The sequence below is a fragment of the Allofournierella massiliensis genome (assembly GCF_964241245.1).
In the GTDB taxonomy this organism is placed as follows: domain Bacteria; phylum Bacillota; class Clostridia; order Oscillospirales; family Ruminococcaceae; genus Allofournierella; species Allofournierella massiliensis.
Genome location: NZ_CAXSWZ010000006.1, coordinates 112,872 through 134,073, shown reverse-complemented (window position 1 = coordinate 134,073; position 21,202 = coordinate 112,872). Strand labels below are relative to the sequence as shown.

The 21,202-nt window shown below is 56.5% G+C and carries 20 protein-coding genes; 4 read left to right on the top strand and 16 right to left on the bottom strand.

What is annotated here, in order from left to right:
• Positions 1-114 precede the first annotated feature (114 nt).
• From ACESYO_RS05230 to ACESYO_RS05205, 6 genes are all read right to left on the bottom strand, one after another.
• Positions 115-804, bottom strand: coding sequence for a SipW-dependent-type signal peptide-containing protein (locus ACESYO_RS05230; RefSeq protein WP_373209427.1), 690 nt, complete (start codon positions 802-804; stop codon positions 115-117).
• A gap of 45 nt (positions 805-849) precedes the next feature.
• Positions 850-1,533, bottom strand: coding sequence for a SipW-dependent-type signal peptide-containing protein (locus tag ACESYO_RS05225; RefSeq protein WP_373209428.1), 684 nt, complete (start codon positions 1,531-1,533; stop codon positions 850-852).
• 115 nt (positions 1,534-1,648) lie between these two features.
• Positions 1,649-2,164: a signal peptidase I gene (locus tag ACESYO_RS05220; RefSeq protein ID WP_373209429.1), complete on the bottom strand. Its 516-nt coding sequence runs from the start codon at positions 2,162-2,164 to the stop codon at positions 1,649-1,651.
• A 45-nt stretch (positions 2,165-2,209) separates the two neighbouring features.
• Positions 2,210-2,845 carry a hypothetical protein gene (locus tag ACESYO_RS05215; RefSeq protein ID WP_373209430.1) on the bottom strand — a complete coding sequence of 212 codons (636 nt, stop codon included), beginning with the start codon at positions 2,843-2,845 and terminating at the stop codon, positions 2,210-2,212.
• A 21-nt stretch (positions 2,846-2,866) separates the two neighbouring features.
• Positions 2,867-7,009, bottom strand: coding sequence for a fibro-slime domain-containing protein (locus ACESYO_RS05210; protein WP_373209431.1), 4,143 nt, complete (start codon positions 7,007-7,009; stop codon positions 2,867-2,869).
• On the bottom strand, positions 6,999-7,520 hold the full coding sequence (locus tag ACESYO_RS05205; RefSeq protein ID WP_373209432.1) for a hypothetical protein: 522 nt from the start codon (positions 7,518-7,520) through the stop codon (positions 6,999-7,001). Before ACESYO_RS05205 ends, ACESYO_RS05210 begins: the two co-directional genes overlap by 11 nt.
• A 254-nt stretch (positions 7,521-7,774) precedes the next feature.
• On the opposite strand from ACESYO_RS05205, the gene ACESYO_RS05200 reads away from it, so the two are divergent.
• The 3 genes from ACESYO_RS05200 to ACESYO_RS05190 all read left to right on the top strand — a co-directional run bounded on the left by ACESYO_RS05200 (position 7,775) and on the right by ACESYO_RS05190 (position 10,665).
• Positions 7,775-8,629 carry a tyrosine-type recombinase/integrase gene (locus tag ACESYO_RS05200; RefSeq protein ID WP_373209433.1) on the top strand — a complete coding sequence of 285 codons (855 nt, stop codon included), beginning with the start codon at positions 7,775-7,777 and terminating at the stop codon, positions 8,627-8,629.
• Between the two features lie 339 nt (positions 8,630-8,968).
• Positions 8,969-10,201, top strand: a complete 1,233-nt coding sequence (locus ACESYO_RS05195; protein WP_373209434.1) for an AfsR/SARP family transcriptional regulator — start codon at positions 8,969-8,971, stop codon at positions 10,199-10,201.
• A 5-nt stretch (positions 10,202-10,206) separates the two neighbouring features.
• Positions 10,207-10,665 (top strand): hypothetical protein, encoded by a 459-nt coding sequence (locus tag ACESYO_RS05190; protein WP_346672375.1) that lies wholly within the window; start codon positions 10,207-10,209, stop codon positions 10,663-10,665.
• A gap of 175 nt (positions 10,666-10,840) precedes the next feature.
• Here ACESYO_RS05190 and ACESYO_RS05185 read toward each other — a convergent pair whose 3' ends face one another.
• The 6 genes from ACESYO_RS05185 to ACESYO_RS05160 form a co-directional block, all read right to left on the bottom strand.
• Positions 10,841-12,904, bottom strand: coding sequence for a glycogen synthase (locus ACESYO_RS05185; protein WP_373209435.1), 2,064 nt, complete (start codon positions 12,902-12,904; stop codon positions 10,841-10,843).
• 469 nt (positions 12,905-13,373) lie between these two features.
• The gene (locus ACESYO_RS05180; protein WP_373209437.1) at positions 13,374-13,727 is read right to left on the bottom strand and encodes a hypothetical protein; all 354 of its coding nucleotides are present in this window, start codon (positions 13,725-13,727) and stop codon (positions 13,374-13,376) included.
• 10 nt (positions 13,728-13,737) lie between these two features.
• Positions 13,738-14,112 (bottom strand): DUF3795 domain-containing protein, encoded by a 375-nt coding sequence (locus ACESYO_RS05175; RefSeq protein WP_373211213.1) that lies wholly within the window; start codon positions 14,110-14,112, stop codon positions 13,738-13,740.
• 131 nt (positions 14,113-14,243) lie between these two features.
• Positions 14,244-14,912, bottom strand: coding sequence for a lysoplasmalogenase (locus tag ACESYO_RS05170; protein ID WP_373209439.1), 669 nt, complete (start codon positions 14,910-14,912; stop codon positions 14,244-14,246).
• Between the two features lie 149 nt (positions 14,913-15,061).
• On the bottom strand, positions 15,062-15,817 hold the full coding sequence (locus ACESYO_RS05165; RefSeq protein ID WP_058962740.1) for a TraX family protein: 756 nt from the start codon (positions 15,815-15,817) through the stop codon (positions 15,062-15,064).
• 203 nt (positions 15,818-16,020) lie between these two features.
• Positions 16,021-16,779 (bottom strand): class I SAM-dependent methyltransferase, encoded by a 759-nt coding sequence (locus ACESYO_RS05160; protein ID WP_058962741.1) that lies wholly within the window; start codon positions 16,777-16,779, stop codon positions 16,021-16,023.
• Between the two features lie 289 nt (positions 16,780-17,068).
• Between ACESYO_RS05160 and ACESYO_RS05155 the strand changes: the two genes are divergently transcribed.
• Complete coding sequence (locus ACESYO_RS05155) at positions 17,069-17,284, top strand: hypothetical protein (RefSeq protein ID WP_058962742.1); 216 nt, start codon at positions 17,069-17,071, stop codon at positions 17,282-17,284.
• Positions 17,285-17,427: 143 nt separating this feature from the next.
• Here ACESYO_RS05155 and ACESYO_RS05150 read toward each other — a convergent pair whose 3' ends face one another.
• The 4 genes from ACESYO_RS05150 to ACESYO_RS05135 all read right to left on the bottom strand — a co-directional run bounded on the left by ACESYO_RS05150 (position 17,428) and on the right by ACESYO_RS05135 (position 21,022).
• Positions 17,428-18,132 (bottom strand): hypothetical protein, encoded by a 705-nt coding sequence (locus tag ACESYO_RS05150; protein ID WP_204722079.1) that lies wholly within the window; start codon positions 18,130-18,132, stop codon positions 17,428-17,430.
• 408 nt (positions 18,133-18,540) lie between these two features.
• On the bottom strand, positions 18,541-19,425 hold the full coding sequence (locus ACESYO_RS05145) for a mechanosensitive ion channel family protein (RefSeq protein WP_058962744.1): 885 nt from the start codon (positions 19,423-19,425) through the stop codon (positions 18,541-18,543).
• Positions 19,426-19,587: 162 nt separating this feature from the next.
• Entirely contained in the window at positions 19,588-19,788 is a 201-nt protein-coding gene (locus tag ACESYO_RS05140) for a hypothetical protein (RefSeq protein ID WP_058962745.1), read from the bottom strand.
• An 82-nt stretch (positions 19,789-19,870) separates the two neighbouring features.
• Positions 19,871-21,022, bottom strand: coding sequence for a hypothetical protein (locus ACESYO_RS05135; RefSeq protein WP_132587296.1), 1,152 nt, complete (start codon positions 21,020-21,022; stop codon positions 19,871-19,873).
• Positions 21,023-21,202: the final 180 nt, after the last annotated feature.

Sequence of the window (21,202 nt, the reverse complement as noted above, 5' to 3'; positions counted from 1 at the left end):
AGGGCGACGGCCATTACCGCCAGCAGAAGTACCGTAGCCACGGCACTCAGCGCCTTTGCTTTCATGGCCGCCGCCCCTTTCTGTTCAATTTATGGAATGATTGCCCGCCAAAAATCAGTCCAAGGGCATGGGCACCTTGGCAATCAGCTCATTCAGCTGCTCCACCGCGGTGCTGTCCGTTTCGGTGGGTGCGGTCAGATTGGCGGCCTGCACCGCAAACGCCTGCACATCAATGGTGAACTCCACATTGGCGTACTCATTGCCCCAGGTTTCGGGTGCATTGATGTGGTCAAACAGAATCATGTTATTGGTGCCGCCGGGAACTTTGGAATTGAAATAGAATACCATGCTGCCATCGGCCGCGAGGGTGGCGCTTTCGCTCCAGAGCTCTGTGGGTTCATTTCTCAAGTCAACCTGACCCCGAATCTGCTCCATCAGCTCTTCCCGCAGGGTATCCGCATTCACCGCCGTGGTTGCATTGGGCATGCTCTTCACGTTCACGTTGACCTTCAGAGCCACATAGGCGTCCGAAGCATCCGCAGCGGTGGAGAAGCCAACGCGCTTGCTCAGGATATCGCCGGGCATCACTTCGTTGTAGACAATACCGTTGCTGTTCTTATCGCCCTCTTTCCAGCCGTTGCTGTTCTCGGTTTCATCGATCAGGGTGATATCAATTTTGCCTGTGGTGAATACGTTCTCCGCATTCTCGGTCTGGTCCGTGAAGTAAGCCAGCGTGGCGCCGATGGACAGGCAGGCCACCAGAGCAAGACTTGCGCCGGCAATCAGAATATTTTTCTTGTTCATATATCTCGTAAGTAACTCCTTTTCAAGCTCGTTTGATGCAGTTGCTTATTGATTAAAACCAAAAGCGGTTTTCGCTGCCGCAAGGGCAGCATCATAGCAGGGCTCGCCATTCTTATAGGCCTGATAGGCATAGCCCTTGATGACAATATCGCCCAGTTTTACCGCTTCCGTCAAATTCTCGCTGAGCTTTACCTCGGTAAACAACACAGGAAGATCTACATCAGCATTATCCACGGGCACGATTGCAGCATCTTCGTTTCCATTAACATACTGGTACAGGGTTTTTCCGTTCGCAGTAGTAACTTGTTCCCAATTTTTCGTATCCAGACCTCGAATGGTGAGATCTCCATTCGAGTTTTCCACACAGGCAAACACATAGCATGCGGCGTGCTTGCCTTTTACGGTGATCACCGGCTTTTTGCTCATGACGGCACCGGGCAGAATATCCGTATACGCAATGCCATTGCCGTGGTCCTTTGCCAGTTCAGGGGTGCTTACGGAAGCGGTACCTGCCTCCCCTTCCGTGTTGCTTTTCAGCTTTTGCTTGTAATCCCCATTGCTGGTGGCCGCATCCGCGGTTTCGGATACCACCAGCGTCAGACCATTCATCGTAAAGGTGTTGGTGGCAGTACCGGTCTGTGCACTGAGGTACGCCAACGTTCCGCCCACAGAGATGCAGGCGACCAGAGCCAGGGACATGCCGCCGATCAGCAGATTTTTCATTTTCATAATCGTTCCGCTCCTTTTTCTGTACTTTTATCGTCGTTTTAAAAATAATCTTTGCTTGCTGTGTGGATTATACCGGCTTTCGCTTAAAAACCAATTAAAAATCGACGGTTCAATTTTAATTCGTTCCGGCTTTTTCCGGCTTTTTTTCCTCTTCCCCAACATCGATGATCGCCGGAATGAAATTCAGCAGAATCACCAGCGCAACCACACCGCAGGTAACCATGATACCCGCCGGGGTGCGCATGTTCTGGATGGCGAGACCAAGGTAAGGCAGATGAAAATCCGCCCGGCCAAAGACCTGACTGAACTGGATATCACCATCCGAAGTGTCGTTGGCGTCGCCCTGTGTCACCAGAGTCCGGGCATCGGGATCGATGCTCATCACCCGGTGGGTCACGAAGGTTTCGCCGTCGGAAAGATAATAAGTACACACGTCGCCGACTTCCAGCTCGCTGGCCTCCACCGGCTTGACGTACACCAGACTTCCCACCGGGATGGTGGGCTCCATGCTGCCGGAGAGCACCGCCATCTCCCTGTACCCCAAAAGCATGGGTACAAGGATGACGGCGGCAGCCGCCAGCAATACGACCAGAATGATCGTGGATAAGAAATTGCAGATTTTTTTGACCATTCCGGTCCTCCTGAATTGAATGTTCGGTTATGCCGTATATTTTATTTATTTGGGTGCATCGAAGACCTTTTTAATCCCGGCGGGATCATTTTTATCGCCGGGCACCGCCAGCACACTTTCGTGGGTGATGGTGATTGTGATCTCGTTTGGATTTACATCGTCGCCGAAGTAAACCTTTTCCAAAAGGGCGCTGGTCTTGCGCCGCTTTGCCTGATCCGAATTTGCCGGATCATCCGGCGCCTCATCCGTCCCCGGCAATTTCTCGCAGAAATAGTACCAGTCATCCGAGTAAGTTGCAGGAGCAGTTTCATTGAGCCGCTTCCACTTTTTATCTGCCTCCGCCCCTGCATTCGGCATAACCAGAAGAATCTTACCAGCTTCTGCTTGCGTCCTGGTCGAATCAGTGGTAATCTCCACGTTTTTCGGGGCAATGCCGGAAACCATGATCCGGGCGCGAACATAGGCGTTGGACTTTCCGGTGTTGGCAATCACAACATTCTTGGTTCCGTCGGGGTTCACCGTCTCTTCAATACGGGTGTCCAGTTCCACCATCTCGAACGTATTGGTTAACGTTCCTGTGGTACTCTGCAGATAGGCTACCGTCGCACCCACGCCAAGCAGCACAACCAGAGTAAGAACGGTGATCAGAAACTTTGCCTGTGCTTTGATAAAATGTTTCATTCTGTTCTCGCTCCTTTCCGGTTAGTTTCCACTGGTGTTCGGGTTGCCGGTTACCTCGGTATCATCGTCGCCGCCTGGCTTTTTCACAGGGACACCGGTAATGGTGATGGTTCCATCCTCATTCTGTGTGAACTTATTGATCACGCCGCTGCCGTCGGTGATGCCCGGGTCCTCCTTGCGTTTGTTGACGAAGGAAACGGTGGTGGTCTTATCGCTGGAGATGGTCACCTGGATGCTCTTTTTGCCCGGGTCCTCAGTTCCGCCATTGTCATCGGTAACACTCTCAAACTCATAATTGATGTTATCCAGCTCGGTAACGGTGTACTGGCCTGCATTCAGCGTGAGGGTATCCTGCGTGCCATCCACTGTGGCGGTCGTGGCGTCGCCGTTGCCGTTCACATGCATGTACCAGGTCTTGCCGTCCTTGCCTGTGATCTTAAAGCTGAACACGTCCTTGCCGCCGCCAAAGCCCGAGAAGGAGGTGTCGTCGGTATTTTGCAGCGTCTTGGTGATCTTCAGGTATCCCTCATTCAGAACATTGCTGATCGAGGCGCTGATCGGGGCAACATCGTCCAACGTTTTAAACACAAAGGGCCCGTGCGCCACTTGCTCGCACACATTAGGATCGTTGAGGGTGATGGTCACGGTTTCCCCGCTGTATGCTGCGGTGATTTCCTCTTTAACCTTTCTCAAATCGTCCGGCAGATTTGCATCATCGTAAAAATACCAATTGGTCTCGGTATTAAATCCGTCCTCGCCTGCTAATGCAGCCTGAATGGCCGCTTTAACATAATCGTTTCTGGCCTCATTGCTCAGATTCTCCAGCCAGGGTGTCCAGATCAGGGCATTCGTGCCTTTTTGGGCCACAAAGTACCCACCGGCGGAGAAGGTGAATTTCCCTTCCGTTGGCTTCTTTAGCTCCGCCGTCGCCTGCAAATCCTGGTAATTTCGGCTGAATTCAAATTCGCCCATGGACCAGCCGGCATACGTTGTTTTATATTCCTCTTCCTTCCACGTTGGGGTCCAGTCGCCGTCCGAATTGTATGTATAGGTCACGATCAGTTCATCGCCTGCATAGACTTCTTCCTTCGTCACCCGGAAGGAGGTGTAGTTTTTCAGATCCCCCTCATAGAAATCTCTCCACGGGATATGGGGCGATGTGGGGGTCAGCACCAGCGTATCGCTGTTGAGCACCTCAGTCCCGTTTCCGTTGCCGGTTTTGTATACCTGCTCCACTGTCACTTTCAGCTCATCGAAGGGAATCTCCGCGTTGGCGGCCAGATCCTCACCGTTCTGATTCTTCCATTTCTTGACCAGAGCAAACGAGTATTCGCTCTTGTCCCGGATGCAGTTGTTGAACAATGCGTAGCTGCTGTTTTCAAAGCTCGCCGTATTGTTAGTGCTGAGCTGGCCGTTCACATAAACGCTGCTGACCGCAATCGACAGGGGCTTATCCTCCAGAAGCTCGGTTACTGTATAGCCGCTCTCAGCACCGACTACCCGAAGCTCTTTGAACACCGCCACCTGATTGTGCTGCAGGGTAAAGCGGCCATACTGATCCGTTTTCCGATCTTTCTGCAGCGGTTCTCCCGGGTCCTGCGGGTTTGCAGTGTAGGCATCCAGGCTGTACACCTGATACGTCTTTCTGACCTGTGCTTGGTCATCCTTCTTCAGCTGGAAGGTAAAATCGGTATTGCTCGTCACATCCGGGTTATAACCCAGCTGCGTGACTGTTTTGCCCACGGCCAGATCGCTCTTGGGCAGGGTGGGCAGGTTGAATTTGATTTCGCAGTTGGAGGCGTATGCACCGCGTTCCATATAGTAATACTTGAAGCTGTGGCTGGTATAGTCCTTAAAGGTATTCGAGCCTTCCGCAAAATATTCATCGATCAGGGGATTATTCTCCCCCAGCGCCTCTTTAAAGAGTGCCCGCAGCGTGGTGGTTTTTTGCTCCGCTTTTGACGGTGTCTCATTGCGCACCAGTGCCTTTTCCACGGTCACCACACCGGTTTCAAAGTTGATGCTGCCGCCCACTGCGTCATGGATGCCGCCGAGATCCAGCACCAGCACATCGTCGATAAAGACCCACACGTCATCGTCGCCGTTGAACTCAAAGATCATCGGCTCATTATTGATTTTGCCGCCCGCGGGCTGCAAGAAGGTGAAGTCCATGGTCATGGCGAAGTGAAAATCCTTCGGTTTGTCTCCGACCATAACCACTTTTTGCTGGTTGTTATAATAAATATCATTATACGGCATGAAATGAGGCTGCCCTTTATTGTCGGACTCACCAAACGGCTTTTCATAAACCACAAACTGTCCACCATCTGTTTTATCCGTTTGTTGCACCGTGGCGAAATTTTGGCTACTGTCATAGCTGTAATATCCATTCTCATCCTTTTCGAACAAACCCGTCAGATTTTTATGAGTCAGATACTTATCAAGGAACAGAAATTCGCCCATTGGGCATTCTTTATTCGCCATATTTACAAAGACCGGGTATCCGTCATTTGCCAGCTGATTCTCCACGATTCCCTGACGCGCAATAGCAGACCCCGTCCAATCACTGAGCGCATCATTGTCCCCAGGAACAGGAAATGTCCCCCCAGGATAAAAACTATCCTTAAAATAGAAATTGGCATCTTTATTCTGTATCTCAAAATTGATCCTCTCATCGTAGTTATACAGGTTGATGCTGATGCCGTCATCGCTCATTATGCGATCTTCATCCACCTCTACCAAACACCTATACACAAACCAGATGCTTCCCTTGTCCCACGCGTCTTCTTGATAGGGCATTATTTTCCACTCGGTGTCGTCCGGCCCCTTATAATACCAGGTCGCGTCCGTGCCATCGTTCGGGTCCAAATCCAAATATCCGATCTCCGCCACCGGATATTTGTATCCGTCAGCCTGAAAATCTATATACGCCCCCAGATACCGATATCCGCTTTCCTCCGGTTCTTTGTACAAATCGTTAAGATCAAATTCGGTGCCCACCGCAATCCCGCTCTTCGATGCAACAGGATTTTTAACCGAAATATCGGTGTTGTCCAGCGCGCCATATCTGATTTTCAGAAACTGGCCATTCTCGGCGGTATACCTGATGTTTTTATCAATGGTTCTGGCGGCGATGCCGGTGATGGTAATATCGGAAAAACTGCTCACGGTGAACTCGGCAACCAGCTGGGAGCCATCCGTCGTAACTGTGCCGGTCTGCTCCGGCGCGGGGGCCTCGGCCTGCACTTCGGCGGCGCCCTCTTCCGCGGCCGCCACACTCTCCACGGTCACGGTACCATCCTCATTTTCCTTCAGGTGCTGCACCGCCACGGTGGCAGGGTCCACATCCTGCGGCAACAGATCGCTGGCGGCGATCTTCACCTGCACCGGATGGGCAGGCTCTACTTCCTGACCGTCGCACTCAAAGCGCACGTTCAAAACCACCAGACTGTCGAACTCCACGCCGTTCTGCTCCAGCGTGGCAGCGGCGTTTTCGTAGGCGTCGCCGCCCTCTTCCCGGCGCTCCACCTTCAGCTCGGCGCCTTCGGGCAGGGATTCCGCAGGCACGATCACTTCCACCACAATACCGTCGGCTGTTTGGGCGTTTTCCGTATATTCCTCCGCATTCAGAACCACCGGGGTTTCGCTGGGCACAGGAGTCGCGCTGGGCACAGGGCTTGCGCTGGGCACAGGGCTTGCACTGGGCACAGGGCTTGCACTGGGTTCCGGCGTGGCGCTGGGCGCAGGGCTCGTGCCGGGCGCGGGCGTTTCGTCGGGCACAGCGGTACCCTCGGGAATCTCCGTGGCCTGAGGCGTCGCCGTGGGCTCTGCGTCGGGCACAGCAGTGCCCTCCGGGGTCTGCTCAGGTTCGGCCGTTGGTTCCGCAGTGGGTTCCGCCACAGGCTCCTCGGTGGGAGCCGGCGCGGCGGTGGGCTCCGGCGCGGGCTCGGCGGTAGGCTCAGCCGTCTGGGCAGGCTGCTCCACGGGAGTTTCGTTGTCGGGCTGTTCCGGCTGGGCCACTTCCTCTTCCTGAAGCTCGCTGGTTACCTGGCCGGCCGCAATTTCACCGGCCGCCTCGGCAAAGGCGCTGGTGGGTACGATGCTGGTGATCATCAGCACGGCCAGCACCATGCTCAGTAAACGGCTCCACATTTTATGCTTCATAGTCTGTTTCCTCCCTAACCGGATTCGTTGGATGTGCAAAATCGGGTTTCTCCTGTAAGGGCGACTCATCCCCAAGGGTCGCTTCCACCGCGCTGTCCATCAGCTTGATCAGCTCCAGCGCGCTGCGGAAATTCGCTTTCTCTCCCGTTTCGGCCCAGGTCACGCTGCCCTGCCAGGTGGAATGCTGGCGATACATCACATGCACCACAAAGGTGGCCATCTTTCCCTTATTCTTAGCAAGCTCTTCTCTTGTCATCTGCGGTTCCACCTTTTTCTGTGTAGTCTGCGGCCTCGGTTTTTCCGGGCCGAAGTGCCTGGGCTGCTGGGTCCTGGCCGGATAGTTCAGCCGGTCGCACAGGCGGTCGATACTGTCCAGCACGTCGCTGATGCGGCCGATGGGCTCCGGCTGCCTGGAATAACAGTGATAGAGCCTGCCGGTCACTTCGCCGCCCGCCCATGCATCCACGCACACGCGGCACAGGTTCGGCGCCCCGGAATGGAAACCTTCCATGTTCAAATGCTCTTCACCTCGTCTTCCTCAAAGCTTTGAGCATACTATCCCACACGGCACTTAAAATCCACTTAAAAACCGGCACAAAAATTTCATCTTTTTTTAAGCAGACAAAAACCCCGGCGGCTTTTTTGGGTAAAAAGCTCGCCGGGGTTCTATTTTATTCACATTTTGCTGTTAGAATCAGAACACCTTAACCGGGATGTTGTACAATGGAATTGAGACCATATTAATAAAGAAAGGAAGGATCAATTTTGCCCAACGCAAAGAACACCGCGCTCACCCCGCGCCGGGTGCAGGGGTATCTTGGCTGGCTCGCGGAGCGGGAACGCAGCCGGAGCACCCTGAAGAAATACCGCCGGGATCTTACCAGCCTGCAAACGTTTCTGGCGGGCCGCCCGCTGACCAAAACCGCTCTGCTGGCCTGGAAGGCTCAGCTGGGCGAGCGCTACGCCCCCGCCACGGTGAATTCCATGCTGGCGGCGGTGAACGGGTATCTGATGTATGCCCGGCTGCCCCAGCTGCGGCTGCGGCCGCTGCGCATTCAGCGGCAGATGTTCTGCTGCCGGGACCGGGAGCTGACCAGGGCGGAGTATCTGCGGCTGGTGCAGACGGCCCGCCGCCGGGGCGACACCCGGCTGGCGCTGGTGCTGCAGACCATCTGCTCCACCGGCATCCGGGTGAGCGAGCTGCAATACATCACCGCGCAGGCGGCGCGGCAGGGCTACGCCGAGGTGAACAACAAGGGCAAGCGGCGCACGGTTTTTCTGCCCCAAAAGCTGTGCCAGGCGCTGCGGCGGTATCTGGCGGGACAAAAAAAGGAGACCGGCCCGGTGTTCACCACCCGAACCGGCCACCCGCTGGACCGAAGCAACATCTGGCGCGCCATGAAGGAGCTGTGCCGCGCGGCGGGGGTAGGCGCCCGGAAGGTGTTCCCCCACAATCTGAGGCATCTGTTCGCCCGCACCTACTATGCCGCCCAGCACGATCTGGTGCGTCTGGCCGACCTGCTGGGCCATGCCAGCACCGCCACCACCCGCATTTACACCATGGAAAGCGGGCTGATTCACGCCCGCCAGATCGAACAATTGGGGCTGCTTGTCACATAATAACTATTTTGTTGTTTGAATTCCCCACTTGAGAAAGGTGGATCAGCCGACTCCCCCAGAAAAAGCCGCAAATACCCCATATCCGTCCGCATCAGGCCGATTTCCACCAAGCCGAGGTTCAAAGGGATAAACATCGGCCTGTTTTTTTGCGTCTTCATTTCAGATTAACCGGGAGGAAAGAGCGGAATTACTTGAAAAGAAACCGGATATGCTCTATTATTTTATATAGGAATAAAGCAAACGCCGGTGGGGCAAACAACAAAATAGTTATTTTGTTGTGCGCGCTTCACCGTTTTCGATTTTCTGCGGCTGTCCCGCTGCCGGAGGTGATGCGCAACAATGACACAGGACACAATTTTTGTTAAACTATTCGGTGAGTTTTCCATCTGGGTAAGCGGCCAGCCCCTCCCAATGGACAACTGTACCACCAAGGCCATGCGGGTGCTGCAATTCCTTTTGTTCCGGTACCCGGCCGGTGTTTCCCGCAACACGTTGATGGACGCCTTCTTCGTGGACGATTCCACCAGCGACCCGGCCAACAATCTGAACGTGACCATTTCCCAGCTGCGCCGCCGGCTGAAAAAGGCCGCGCTGCCCGGCGATGTGGGCGTGCAGCTGAAGAATGGCCAATATACCCTCACCTGCCCGGTGCCCATCCTCACCGATGTGGCCCGCTTTGAGGACTGCCTGACCCAGGCCGCCCAGACGGCGGACGACGAGCAGCGGCTGGAGCTTTTGCTGGAGGCCGAGCGGCTGTATTCCGGCGACTTTCTGCCCCATCTGGCCATGGACGACTGGGCCGTGACCACCGCCGCCAAATACCGGATGGATTATTTCAACTGTCTGGATTCCCTCACCCGGCTGCTGCCGGAGCGGGGCCAGTGGGAGCAGCTGCTGAGCATTGCCACCCGGGCAAGCTCGCTGCATCCACTGGAGGAATTCTTCTGCCTGCGCATCGACTGCCTGATGAATCTGGAGCGGTACCAGGAGGCAAAGCAGGTATACGACCAGGCCATCCGCACCCTGACCGAGGATTTTGTGGTGAAGCCCAGCGCCGAGCTGACCCGCCGGTTCCAGCTGCTGAGCCTTGCCAATCAGGACAGCCACGAGACCATCTTCGAGCTGAACAACCAGCTGCGGGAGGCCGAGCACCAGCGGGGCGCCTACTATTGCAGCTACCCCAGCTTTATTGATGTATACCGCATGTGCTGCCGCATGATCGAGCGCACCGGCCAGAGCGCCTGCCTGCTGCTGTACTGGCTGGTGGACCCCAAGGGCCACGCGTTGACCGACACCGAGAAAATCGCCCAGGCCGCGCCGCTTCTGTCCGGCGCAATTCACAACAGCCTGCGCCGGGGCGACGCCTTCACCCAACACGGGCGGGACCGGTTCCTGGTGCTGCTCATCGGCACCGACCGGGAAAACTGCGAAATTGTGGACCAGCGCATTCAGGCCCGTTACCGGCAGCAGCCGGTGCGCGGGGTGGCGCTGCGCCATTCCCTGCAAACCGTGGAAACCGACATGCCCTTCCCCAACAGCGGGGTATGGCAGCCCCAATCAGAAAGAGTGTGAGCCCTATGAACGATTTTTCCAGCATTTATTCCGTAAGCGAGCCCATCCCCCATTTCTGCGGCTACGGCCCGGTGAGCGTGCTGATTCAGGTGACCGGCCGCGAGCAGGACAGCTTCGCCGGGGTGGCAATTCCGCTGTGCGGCAGCGTGTCGCCCTTCGCCTTTTCCAGCTTTGCCCAGCTCACCGCCCTGCTGGATACCCTGTGCGACCAGCTGGGCCGCCCGGTGCGCACCGACCGGCTGAACAGCTTCGGCTCCGGGGTTTCCAATCCGCCGCGGCTGGTTCCGGCCCAGCCGGTGACCGCCCGCAAACTGGGGCATTTTACCATCGAGATCCTCTACCGCCAGAACCAGAGCATGCAGGGGCGGATCATCGTGCCCGGCCGGAGCGAAATGCCCGCCGGCCGCCAGAGCTTCCGCAGCGACATTGAGCTGCTGCACCTGATGCGGGAGTACATGGCCTGAGCGGCTGTGCTCTTTTTTAAAAGCATTCGCCGGATGCGTGGGAGTCGCCCCGCATCCGGCGTTTTTTCTTCTGCGCAGATTCTTCCGCACACAGAAAAAGGCAGGCGCCCAATCGGTGCCTGCCTTTTTGTGATTTCCGGCCGCAGCAAAGGCGGCCCGGTTTTGTGTGTTTTGATTACCAGGGAGTGAGCTCCAGATACAGATCCTTGTACTGGCGGGCAGAGTTTGCCCAGGAAACATCCTTGGCCATATCCCGCTGGACCACCTCGTCCCAGTGGTAGCGGCTGGTGAAGTATTCTGTCTTGGCCCGGTTGATGGCGTCCAGCAGAAGGCCGGCATCGTACCGGTCGAAGGTGAAGCCGTTGCCCTCGCCGTTGAACACGTTGTAGGGCTGAACGGTGTCCTTCAGGCCGCCGGTCTCGCGCACGATGGGCAGGGTGCCGTAGTGCATGGCGTTCAGCTGGGTCAGGCCGCAGGGCTCGAAGCGGGAGGGCACCAGCAGCACGTCCGCACCGGCGTAGATCCGGTGGGCGCGGGCTTCGTCGTACTGGATGCAGGCGCTGAACATGCCCTTGTAGGCGTTCTCGTAATAGCGGAAGGTGTCCTCATATTCCTTGTCGCCGGTGCCCAGCACCACCACCTGGGTGTTGCCGTCCATGATCTGGGGCACGATGGCGTTCACCAGATCCAGGCCCTTCTGGTTGGTCAGGCGGGAGATCAGGCCAACCACCAGCTTGCCCTCGTCCTCCACAAGGCCCAGCTCCTTCTGCAGGGCCAGCTTGTTCTGGGGCTTGCGCTCCAGCACGTTGGTGATGTCGTAGTTCACCGCCAGCGCCGGGTCGGTGGCCGGGTTCCACATGCCGTAGTCGATGCCGTTCACGATGCCCCGCAGCTTGTAGCTGTGGTAGCGCAGGTGATCCTCCAGCTGCTCGCCGTATTCCGGGGTCTGGATCTCCCAGGCGTAGGTGTTGCTCACGGTGGTGATCCGGTCGGCGTAGGCCAGGCCGCCCTTGAGCATGTTGGCGTCCCGCCAGGCCTGCTGCAGAGCGCCCATGTTGAACACCTCGGCGGGCAGCCCGCTCCAGTAGCGGATGGTGGGAATGTTGTAGATGCCCTGGAACCGCAGGTTATGGATGGTGAGCACGGTCTTGGCGCGGCCCACCGGAGAATCCTTGAACAGGGTGCGCAGATACACCGGCACCAGCGCGGCCTGCCAGTCGTGGCAGTGGATCACGTCGGGAATCCAGTTCATGTAATTCAGCGCAGCCAGCGCGGCCTTGCTGAAGAAGCAGTACTTGGGAATGTCGTCCACCAGGCTCACATAGGGGTTGCCATCGGTGAAGAACTCCTGATTGTCGATGAAGTCGTAGACCACGCCGTCGCAGATGTACTCCATGATGCCCACATAGTAGCTGCGGCCGGTCTCGCCCAGATCCATGTAGAATTCGCCCCGGTAGACCATCTTGTCCTGATACTTCTGCGGGATGCAGGCGTAGCGGGGCAGGATGACCCGCACGTCGCAGTTCTGGTTCACCAGCTCGCGGGGCAGCGCGTACATCACGTCGCCCAGGCCGCCGGTCTTGACGAAAGGATGGCACTCGGAGCCGATGAAGGCCACGCTTCTGCGGGGGGTGTCGTACTGGGGCTGAGCGGGTGCGGGCTCCGCCACGGGCGCGGCAGGCTGCTCGGCCACCGGTGCGGCTACCTCAGCCACGGGCTCGGCGGGCTTTGCCTCTTCAGCCACAGGCTTTTGGGCTTCGGTCTCCGCCTTCTTGGCGGCAGGCTTTGCCTTTTTCGCCGCAGGCTTTTTGGCGGCGGTCTTTGTCTTTTTGGCGGGCTCAGCCTCAACAGCGGGCTCCGCCTTTTCGGCGGGCTCTGCCTTGGCGGCGGGCTCAGCTTTCTTTGCAGGCTCTGCCTTGGCGGCGGGCTCGGCTTTCTTGGCGGGCTCCGCCTTGGCGGCGGGCTCGGTTTTCTTGGCAGGCTCCGCCTTGGCAGCGGGCTCGGTCTTCTTGGCGGGCTCCGCCTTGGCGGCGGGCTCGGCTTTCTTGGCGGGCTCCGCCTTGGCGGCGGGCTCGGCTTTCTTTGCAGGCTCTGCCTTGGCGGCGGGCTCGGTTTTGGTCACGGGTTCACTCTTGGCGGGAACCGCTTTCACAGGCTCCGCCGTTTTTTTAGCGGAAGTCGAAGCACCTTTTGCTTCGGCGGTCTTTTTCGGATTGGACTGCGCTTTTTTCTGTGCCACAACAACTCTTCCTTTCAAATGGTGATCGTGCCGACGGCGCGGGATGCACGGGCTTCCCCTAAGGTTCCCCCTTCGGCCCGTTCCTGAAAAGGGCGCCGGCATGGGAGCACGACAGATCGCACTCCCGGGTTCCTGTGGCAATACCGCATCATTTCCGGTGGCGGAGCACGTCGGAGCCGTCCGGCGTGATGCGCCGCCCTGAGGCGTCAGCCGTGCGTTGTGCGGTGTTGCCCTATAAAAAAAGTTAGCATATTCCCGCCGGAATTGCAATTGCCGGGCGGCATTTCAGCCAAATAAAGTTTTATTTTGGCAGAGCAGACGCAGATTTCACCCCGGATTTTGTTGGTCAGCCAGCCGCTTTTTCGCCCTGCGGCAGGTATACTGGGAACAGAAGATGCGGGCCGCTGCCCGCCACACCCACCGTTTTTCCCCTTCGGGAAAAGGAGCCCGCCCCCATGCAGCACACCCTTTACCTTTGCTGTTTGGTCTGAATATTACGGCCGGGCTTTGCGGAATTCTGCTTGCTCTGTTCCGGCCCGGGCTTTCCGGCAGGCTGCTGTTTGTCTCCGTCGCAGCCAGTGCCCTGCTGATCTTCATCACCATAACCTTCATGGACCGGCTGCGTATCATCGGGCCATCCATGACGGGAACGGATGCCCTTGTTTGCCTGGCCACTTTTGCTCTGACGTTTTACTATTCCCGCCTGGGAAAAGCCGGATAAATTCCTGGCCAGAGTATGTTTTGAAAAAAAGGCAGGCAATCCAAAAAAGACGGACAGGCCCATCAGCCGTCCGTCTTTTCTGCTTTGTGAAATCCGCCGCATGGCGCCAATTCTATTTTTTCCGTTTTATCCCAGCTGCTCTGTCTGTTGCTGCGCAGTGAATACAGTAATCCTGATGCACCGTCCGCAGCTTTCCGCACCGGCTGCAGCGATACCGCTCATTCTGCTGCCGCACAAATGTTTCCAGCCCATTTGCCTGAATGAATGCAAGGTTTTCCAGCATGCTCATGTGGTATTTTGTGCGGTACCGTTTGTCCAGTGCTTTCAGCCTTTTACACGGGTATACGGCACATTCAAAGCAAAAGGCTTTCTTGCCTGCGCATTTTTGAATGGAGCAGTTCCGGCAGGCTTTTCTTTCTCCGCCATGGCCGCATCCATTGCAGGCAAGCCCCTTGCCCTGATAGGCCTGGCACAAAGCGCAATTCATTCCGCAGGGTGCCACAAGTTGCTCTAACGTCATTTTCCTTCCTCCATAAACCCTCACCGTTCTTTTTCTTTCGGATACAAAAGCCGGCCAACCACTGGTTGACCGGCTTGGCGCTCTGTCTTTGACAAATTTCAGAACGCAAGGCTGACCGCGATCAGAAACATGGCATAGTAGTAGGTCAGAAGATTGGCGATGTGCACGGCAGGGTGCCTGGAAGGGTAAAAATACAAAAACAGGATCAATAGATCCGAGATCCAGAACAGCACCGCCCCGGCCAGCACCAGAAAGCACCAGGGCTGGCCCATGTCGAACGCCAGCTGCAGCCCCTTGCCCAGCAGCGCCGAGACAAAAGCTGCGTAAAGCACCACCCAGGGGCGCATCCGCCCGGTGTGCATTCCCGGCATGCCGGACAGCACCACCGCGCTGCCGGCCCCCAGCACCGCGGCCAGCGGCACCGGCCAGCCCATGGGCTGCAGCCGGCACAGGCCCCACACAAACAGGGTGTGTCCGGCCAGAAAGGCCCCCAGCCCGGCCAGAAACAGGCCCGGACGGCGCAGGTTGTTGTAGAGCGCCAGCACCACATCCCCCGCCACACAGCACAGCAGCGCCGGCAGCAATCGCCAGAAGGCTTCGGGACGGCTGCCCAGGGCAGCGCACACCGCCGCCACCGCCACAAACAGAAGGCTGCACAGTGTTTTTTCGGGCAGATAGCCCCGACCCGGCAGGCGCAGCCGCCGAATCAGCAGCCACAAAGCGGCGGTGTAGGCCGCTCCCATTCCCACGATGTATGGTATGCGCATAGGCCGCGCCCCCCTTGCATTATTCCACCTTCAGTATAGGAAAAAAACGCCCGGCCGTCAATTTATGCCCTGCCCAAAAATCCGGCATGGCCTTTGGATACCCTGCGAAGCCCCGGTTTCCGGGCTCTGCCGGAACCATGCCCCTTTCATCAATGAAGCGTAACATACAGCAGAAAAACGAGGTACAGCACCAGCATGTGCAGGGGATAAAACGCATAGCAAAAATATTGCCACCATTTTTTGTGATATCCACGTTCTCCGTTGTACAGCCAGATAATCGGCAGCGCCAGCAGCGCAAGCCCCTGCTGCACAATCTCCAATGTGACGCCGAATATATTTACTTCGAAATACAATCCTCCCAGCAATTCCACATTGATATAATACAAAATAATTATCTGGGCGAAATAATCCCACCATCTTTTCCCATGGAACGCATAGAAGGTGAGAACCGTCAGGACGCCAAAGCCATAATAGTCCACAAAGGTGATCGTTCCCGCGAGCCATCCTCCAAACACGATCAGGAGGATCCATATAATTTTTACCGCGATATTCCTGCCGCTTGCCTTTGCTTTATCGATGCCGATCATGCACACAATCGCGATCAGGAACGTCCATAATACATTCTGATGATACGGATAGAACCATCCGCCCCCTGTCATAAGGTTAAACGGAATTTCCGAGATGAGAGCAAAAACAAACAATCTGCCCATGTATTTTTTAACATTTCGGGTACGGAAATATCCTTCCGCGATCAGAAACGCAAAGATCGGGAACGCCAGCCTTCCAACGTTTGTCATCCAGTGCTGGTCGGTCAAAAGCGTCGCCCATAAATGGTCCAGCAGCATGAACACCATGGCAAAAACATGCAGACCAAACGAGGTTATCCCCAATTTTTTCTTTTCCAAATGATCAGCTTCCTTCATTTCTCTCTTATGCGTTATGATTGGAATACAGCGGCATGACAGCAGGCGGCTCCCTGTTTCCATACTGTTCGATTTATGCGTGGCGGAACAGCGGGCAACCGTCAAAGCTGAAATGACCGGGTTTCTTCCCGGCCCTGACCGCCGCCCTCCGTCCCGCTGAACGGGCAGACAAGGCGGCCAATCCCTCAAAGTGCCTGGCTGCACTCATAGATAAACATTTCGCACTGGTCATTGACAGCGGGTTCTTTCTGATAATTGGAATAGACGGATATGCTCTTAAAGCCGCACCCCCGCAGATATTCGTCCATCTCCCCGTATCGGTACAGGTGTGTCTGAAAATCCATGGTTTCACTTTGCAGCAATTCTGCTCCGTGATAGAGTTCGTAAATGGACGGGGAAAACTGCGTCTGACTTTTTTCGTCGTAGTGGTTTTTCCCTTTCAGGACCAAGTCATACCCCTCTTTTGTCTTCACCGAAACATTTACTTTGTAGTCGCTGTCCTCTTCACATCGGTCAAAGACGGTATCCACTGCAAACACAAATTTCCCGCCGGGAGCCAGCAATTCTTTCATCTTCTGCAAAATTCTCTGGCACATCCCCATGTCTGTAAACAGTGAGACGGAGCCGGAGGGAATAAAAATATAATCAAACTGTTCCTGTACGGCATAGTTGATGATGTCCGCCTGTATCGCTTTTGCGTCCGGCGCTTTCTGTTTTAATTTCGCCAGCATTTCTCCTGACAAATCCATCCCGCTGATGTCAAAGCCACGCTTTAAAAACGGAACCAGAAACCGTCCGCTGCCGCAAAGGGGTTCCAGGATTTTCTTTCCCTTTTCTGCATAGGAAAGATAAAAATTCAATTCGTCCTGTGGCGCCTGTTCATGTAAGATTTCGTACATTTCAGTACACAGGCTGCCATAATAGTTTTGTTTTAATTCACTCATGCTATTCCTCCGGAATTGCTTATGGGAACAGTGTCGCTTCCCGATGCTAAACGCAAAAAAGAGCCGAAAACCGGTAGTCACTAGTTCAAGCTCTCATCAACGCCCGAAAATACCCCGAAACATTTTATATCCATGTACAGAAAAACCGGCCAACCAATGGTTGACCGGTTTGTTGGCATGGCTTAACAAAAAAGATATTTCAAATCCGTAAAATGTCGAGATGATATTTCACGCGAACCGTGATACTATGAATCTGGAACAGGAGATCATAAAGTAAGGAGGGATACCGATGGAAAAGGAGAATCTCATCTGCCCCATCTGCGGCCCGCTGGCGGCACAGACGAAAGAGCCTCTCAACGGTTCCTACCGCCAATATGACCAGATCCTTCGCAGGCTCATGGAACTGGAGCAGCAAGGCTGTATGGAACTGTTTGCCGGTGACTGCCCACTGGAGGATACCGATGCGGTGCTGGATGCCGAGCAGCATTATACCGTTTGCCACTAGGGCAGGTATTGCGACGGCAATACCTGCCTTTTCATATGCATATGCGCTTTTGCAAAGGCCATGGAGTCGACCACACCAATATCGGATGCCTTTGTCCGATGAAACACTGGACTCAGTTGATACAAATTACTCATCATAAAAACTTACCAGTAGATGTCCCTCGGGGCAGTGCTGATAGGCAGACTATAGGTAAAAGGCTGGCCGGAGAGGGTCATGTGGACGGCGCAGCTCAGGGCGGACTCCGCAGCCAGAGGCTGGGGCAGGGAGGCGGTGGCCACGGTGATGTAGGTGTATCTCGTCAGAAGCACATCTGGATTGTCCGAGGTGGAGTACTGGGATTCCTCGCGCACCTGGCTCAGGGCATAGGCCTCCGGCGGCAGGGGCTCCCCGTCCACATAGACGGTGACGCTTAGGGTGTCGCCCTCGGCCTGCTCCGGCGCGACGGGCACCACCTGTGGGAAGTCCTCCCCGTCGTCCCACCAGACCTTCATCGTCACGGTGTTGGTTGTTTCATCATACTCTCCCCGCAGCTGGGGGCATCGGCCCAAGTCGGCAGCGGTGTAGGTCTCCGTTTCCCCATTTACCCGTTCCACCGTCAGACGCATCTCAAAGGTGGGGTAGGTGTCCGCCCCCGCCTCTGCCCAGTAGTCGTCGAAATCCGGGGGATAAACCACATAGAAAGCGGTATACAGCCCGGCATCGATGTCCGCCCGGGGGATGCCCTCACCGAAAGTATCCTCATAAAAAGGACGCTGGGTGATGGTGTCAAACTGGGTGACCTTGGCCGAGGCAATGGTCTCTGGCTCCGGGAAGGCCACCTGCAAAAAACCCTCGGATCCGTTCATCATGGCCGAGAAAAAAGTGATGGGTTCCGGCGTCTGGACTGGGCCGGGGCTTTCCTCTCCGCCCGGAGGCGTGGTCTCCGGCGGCACCGTGGGGAGCGGGTCCCCGGCTGACGTCGGCGGCTCGGGAGAGGGGAGCTCCGCTGCCGGGACGGCGGCCGCTACTGTCAACAGAAGGGCCATGGCGACGGAGGCCAGTATCCGCCAGCCCCGCCGGCGCTCCCGATTCCGGGGCGCACCCCTGCCGCCGCCCTGAAACTCCGGGGGAAGCGGGGCCGCCTCCGCCCCGGGGCGGGGCTCCTCCGGGACGCCAGGCTCCCAGGGCAGGATGAACTCCGGGGGAAGTTTCCATTCCTTTGGCGGTGCGCTCCGCTCCATCGGCGGCGCGTTCCGCAGATTCTGCCCGCCCATGGCTCACATAGAGTGGACGTCCAGCTGGGGGAAGGGGCACTCCACACCCAGCTGGCGCAGGCCCAAGAGCAGATCCCGATTGAGGATCCGCGCACCGCCATAGATGTCCTTTTCTTTCACGTCCACGCAGAAACGCAGCACCACGGCGCTGTCAGCCAGCTGCTGCACCCCCAGGTAGACCGGCGTGTCCAACATGACGTCCGCACGCTTCTGCCGGATCTCCTCCAGCAGGGACGGGAATTTCTCCTCCAGTGCCTCCAGATCACAGGTATAGGGGATGGAGATGTCGCAAAAGGACTTGGACACGTGGTCGGAACGGTTGAGGATGTTCCGCATATCCGCATTGTTTACAATCTTGATGTTCTCGCTGGCGTCGGTGATAGAGGTGGTGCGGATGCCGATGTCCGTCACCACGCCCCGGAAGCCGTCCACCTCTATGATGTCCCCCACATTGTACTGGCTATCAAAGAGGATGAACACGCCCGTGACCAGGTCGGCGATGATGCTGTCGGCGGCAAAGCCGACGATTAAGGCCAAAACACCCAGGCTGGCCACAATAGCCAGAATATTCACACCCAGGAGGTGTAGACCACAGCAGAGGATGACAATGGCTGCGGCATAGCGCAGGAGGCTACGGGTGATGGAGAGGATGGACCGGGCCCGGTGGGTCCTGGGCTTGCAGAGGGTCAAGAAGAACTCCGCCACCCACTCCGCCAGCAGCACCCCTGCCGCCATGGCCGCCAGACGCAGGATAGCCCTCAGGCTGAGGGTCCAGTCGGCGGTCAGGGCCGCCGTTTTCATGGCACCAGTGGCAAAGCCGGCGGTCAGGGCCACTGCCAGGATGACCGCCAGAATCAGGAACTTAATAATGCTTTGTTTTTCTTTCATCGTTTGTTTCCTTCCTTTCTGACAATGCTGTGTGCTTGTGTGGGACGGCCCCGATGGATGGTCAGGCGGAGTGACCAGCAGTCGCTGGTGATCTGGACCACGCTGCTGTGTATCAAAAGCTCGTTTTCCAGATACCGTACGATCCGCCACGGCGGTTATGGCTCACTCTTTTCCCTGTTTGGACAAGCCCTCGCAGGGCTGCAGCAGGGTGACCTTCAGCTCGGTACCCATCTCCTGCTCCTCAGCAGAGATGGAAAAGGTGCTGGGATTACCGTATGCCTCCGCTTTGGCCACAATGGTCTCCTCTCCCTTTTGGTAAGTCACCCTCTCGCCGTCCAGCACATCATAAATCACCAGGAGCACATACCGCCGGGCATATCATTCATTTTTCCTAAACAATCTACTAAAAAAATGCAGCTACCTGTCGTTGTAAGCAGGGCAGTTTTCACTCAATATAGCCGCTGATGGGCTGTACGTACATCTCGTCTTCCGTCACCGGCTGATAGCGCTCCCCAGAATAGCTGTCGCTCCAGCCGTTCTCCGCCCGGTAGATATCACCTGTTTCCGTGTCGTAAACGCGCTCATATCCCAATGTGGCGTCGCTCTGCTTCTGGCTCTGGATGTCCACGCTGGTGTCTCGCGCCTTCCAGGAAGACATGATCCCGTTCAGCACCTCGTTTGCATTTCGGCTGAAGTCCATGGCCTGCTGTACCACTTCCTGCCCCGCCTGGATGGTGGCGTTTACAAAGTTTTCCGAGTACTCCAGTGTGCCGAGGCTCTCGGTCAAAATGCCCTCCCACTCAACGAAGGTGTCCTTGGCCGCTGTGACCGCCATGATGTTATACGCCATATAATACCCGCCGTCCGCCTGGGGGAGCTGGTAGCCTACCGGCGGGCCGGCCGCGATGGGAACACTGCCAAAATCCACGACCGACGCGGCAAACATCCCCTCTCCCTCTCTGCCGTCTTCGGTGAAGGTGGCCCGCAGCAGCTCATCGCCCAGCGCGTAGGCGCTCAGGCTGCCGGTGGACGGGAAACGCTCGGTCACAGTGAAGGCCTCAAACTGGGGGAAGGTATAGCCGGCATAGCCGGGGCCATATTGGGCGGCAAAGTCGGCGTACTGCGGGAAGATCTGATAAAAATTCTCTGTAGATGGGCTGGACAGCACGGGAGCCTGGGCAAATATCTGCATATCAGGCATACCGGTCACGCCGGAATAATAGGTCCAGGCGTCCTTTCCCTCCTGACTGTGGAGCAGGATATCCGCCTTCAAGAGAACGAACATCTGATTGAGGGGCTCAGCGGGGTCCTGAATCCGGATGGAGTGATACATCCCTGTACCGCCGCTGGTGACCGTCCAGCCCTTGGGAATCTGGATGCTGAAATCTGGGGTTTCATACAGTTCCAAATCCACAGTCCTGGCCGCCGTTTCCGTGATCGACACCGCGGGTTCCCGGGAAGATGGGGCAGGCTCCGATGTTATCTGACCATCTCCCTTCGGCACGCTTTCGCTCTCCGGTTCGTTTCCCGGACCGCCGCAGGCAGTCAGGCCAAACAGGAGCAGCAGGGCCACTAAAATAGATCCTGTTTTTCTCAAATTTCATTTCCTCCTTATACAGCGACTGCCTGGCCTGAGCGTCCCACACCGCTGCGGACGGGGTGGACGCAAAAAACCGCGCCAGGAGATCCTGACGCGGTTTGTCGTAGGCCGGGATGCTGCGCCAGTATCTGTGGAAAGCGTAGCATAGATGGCCTTAAAATATAAGGTTACATTTGT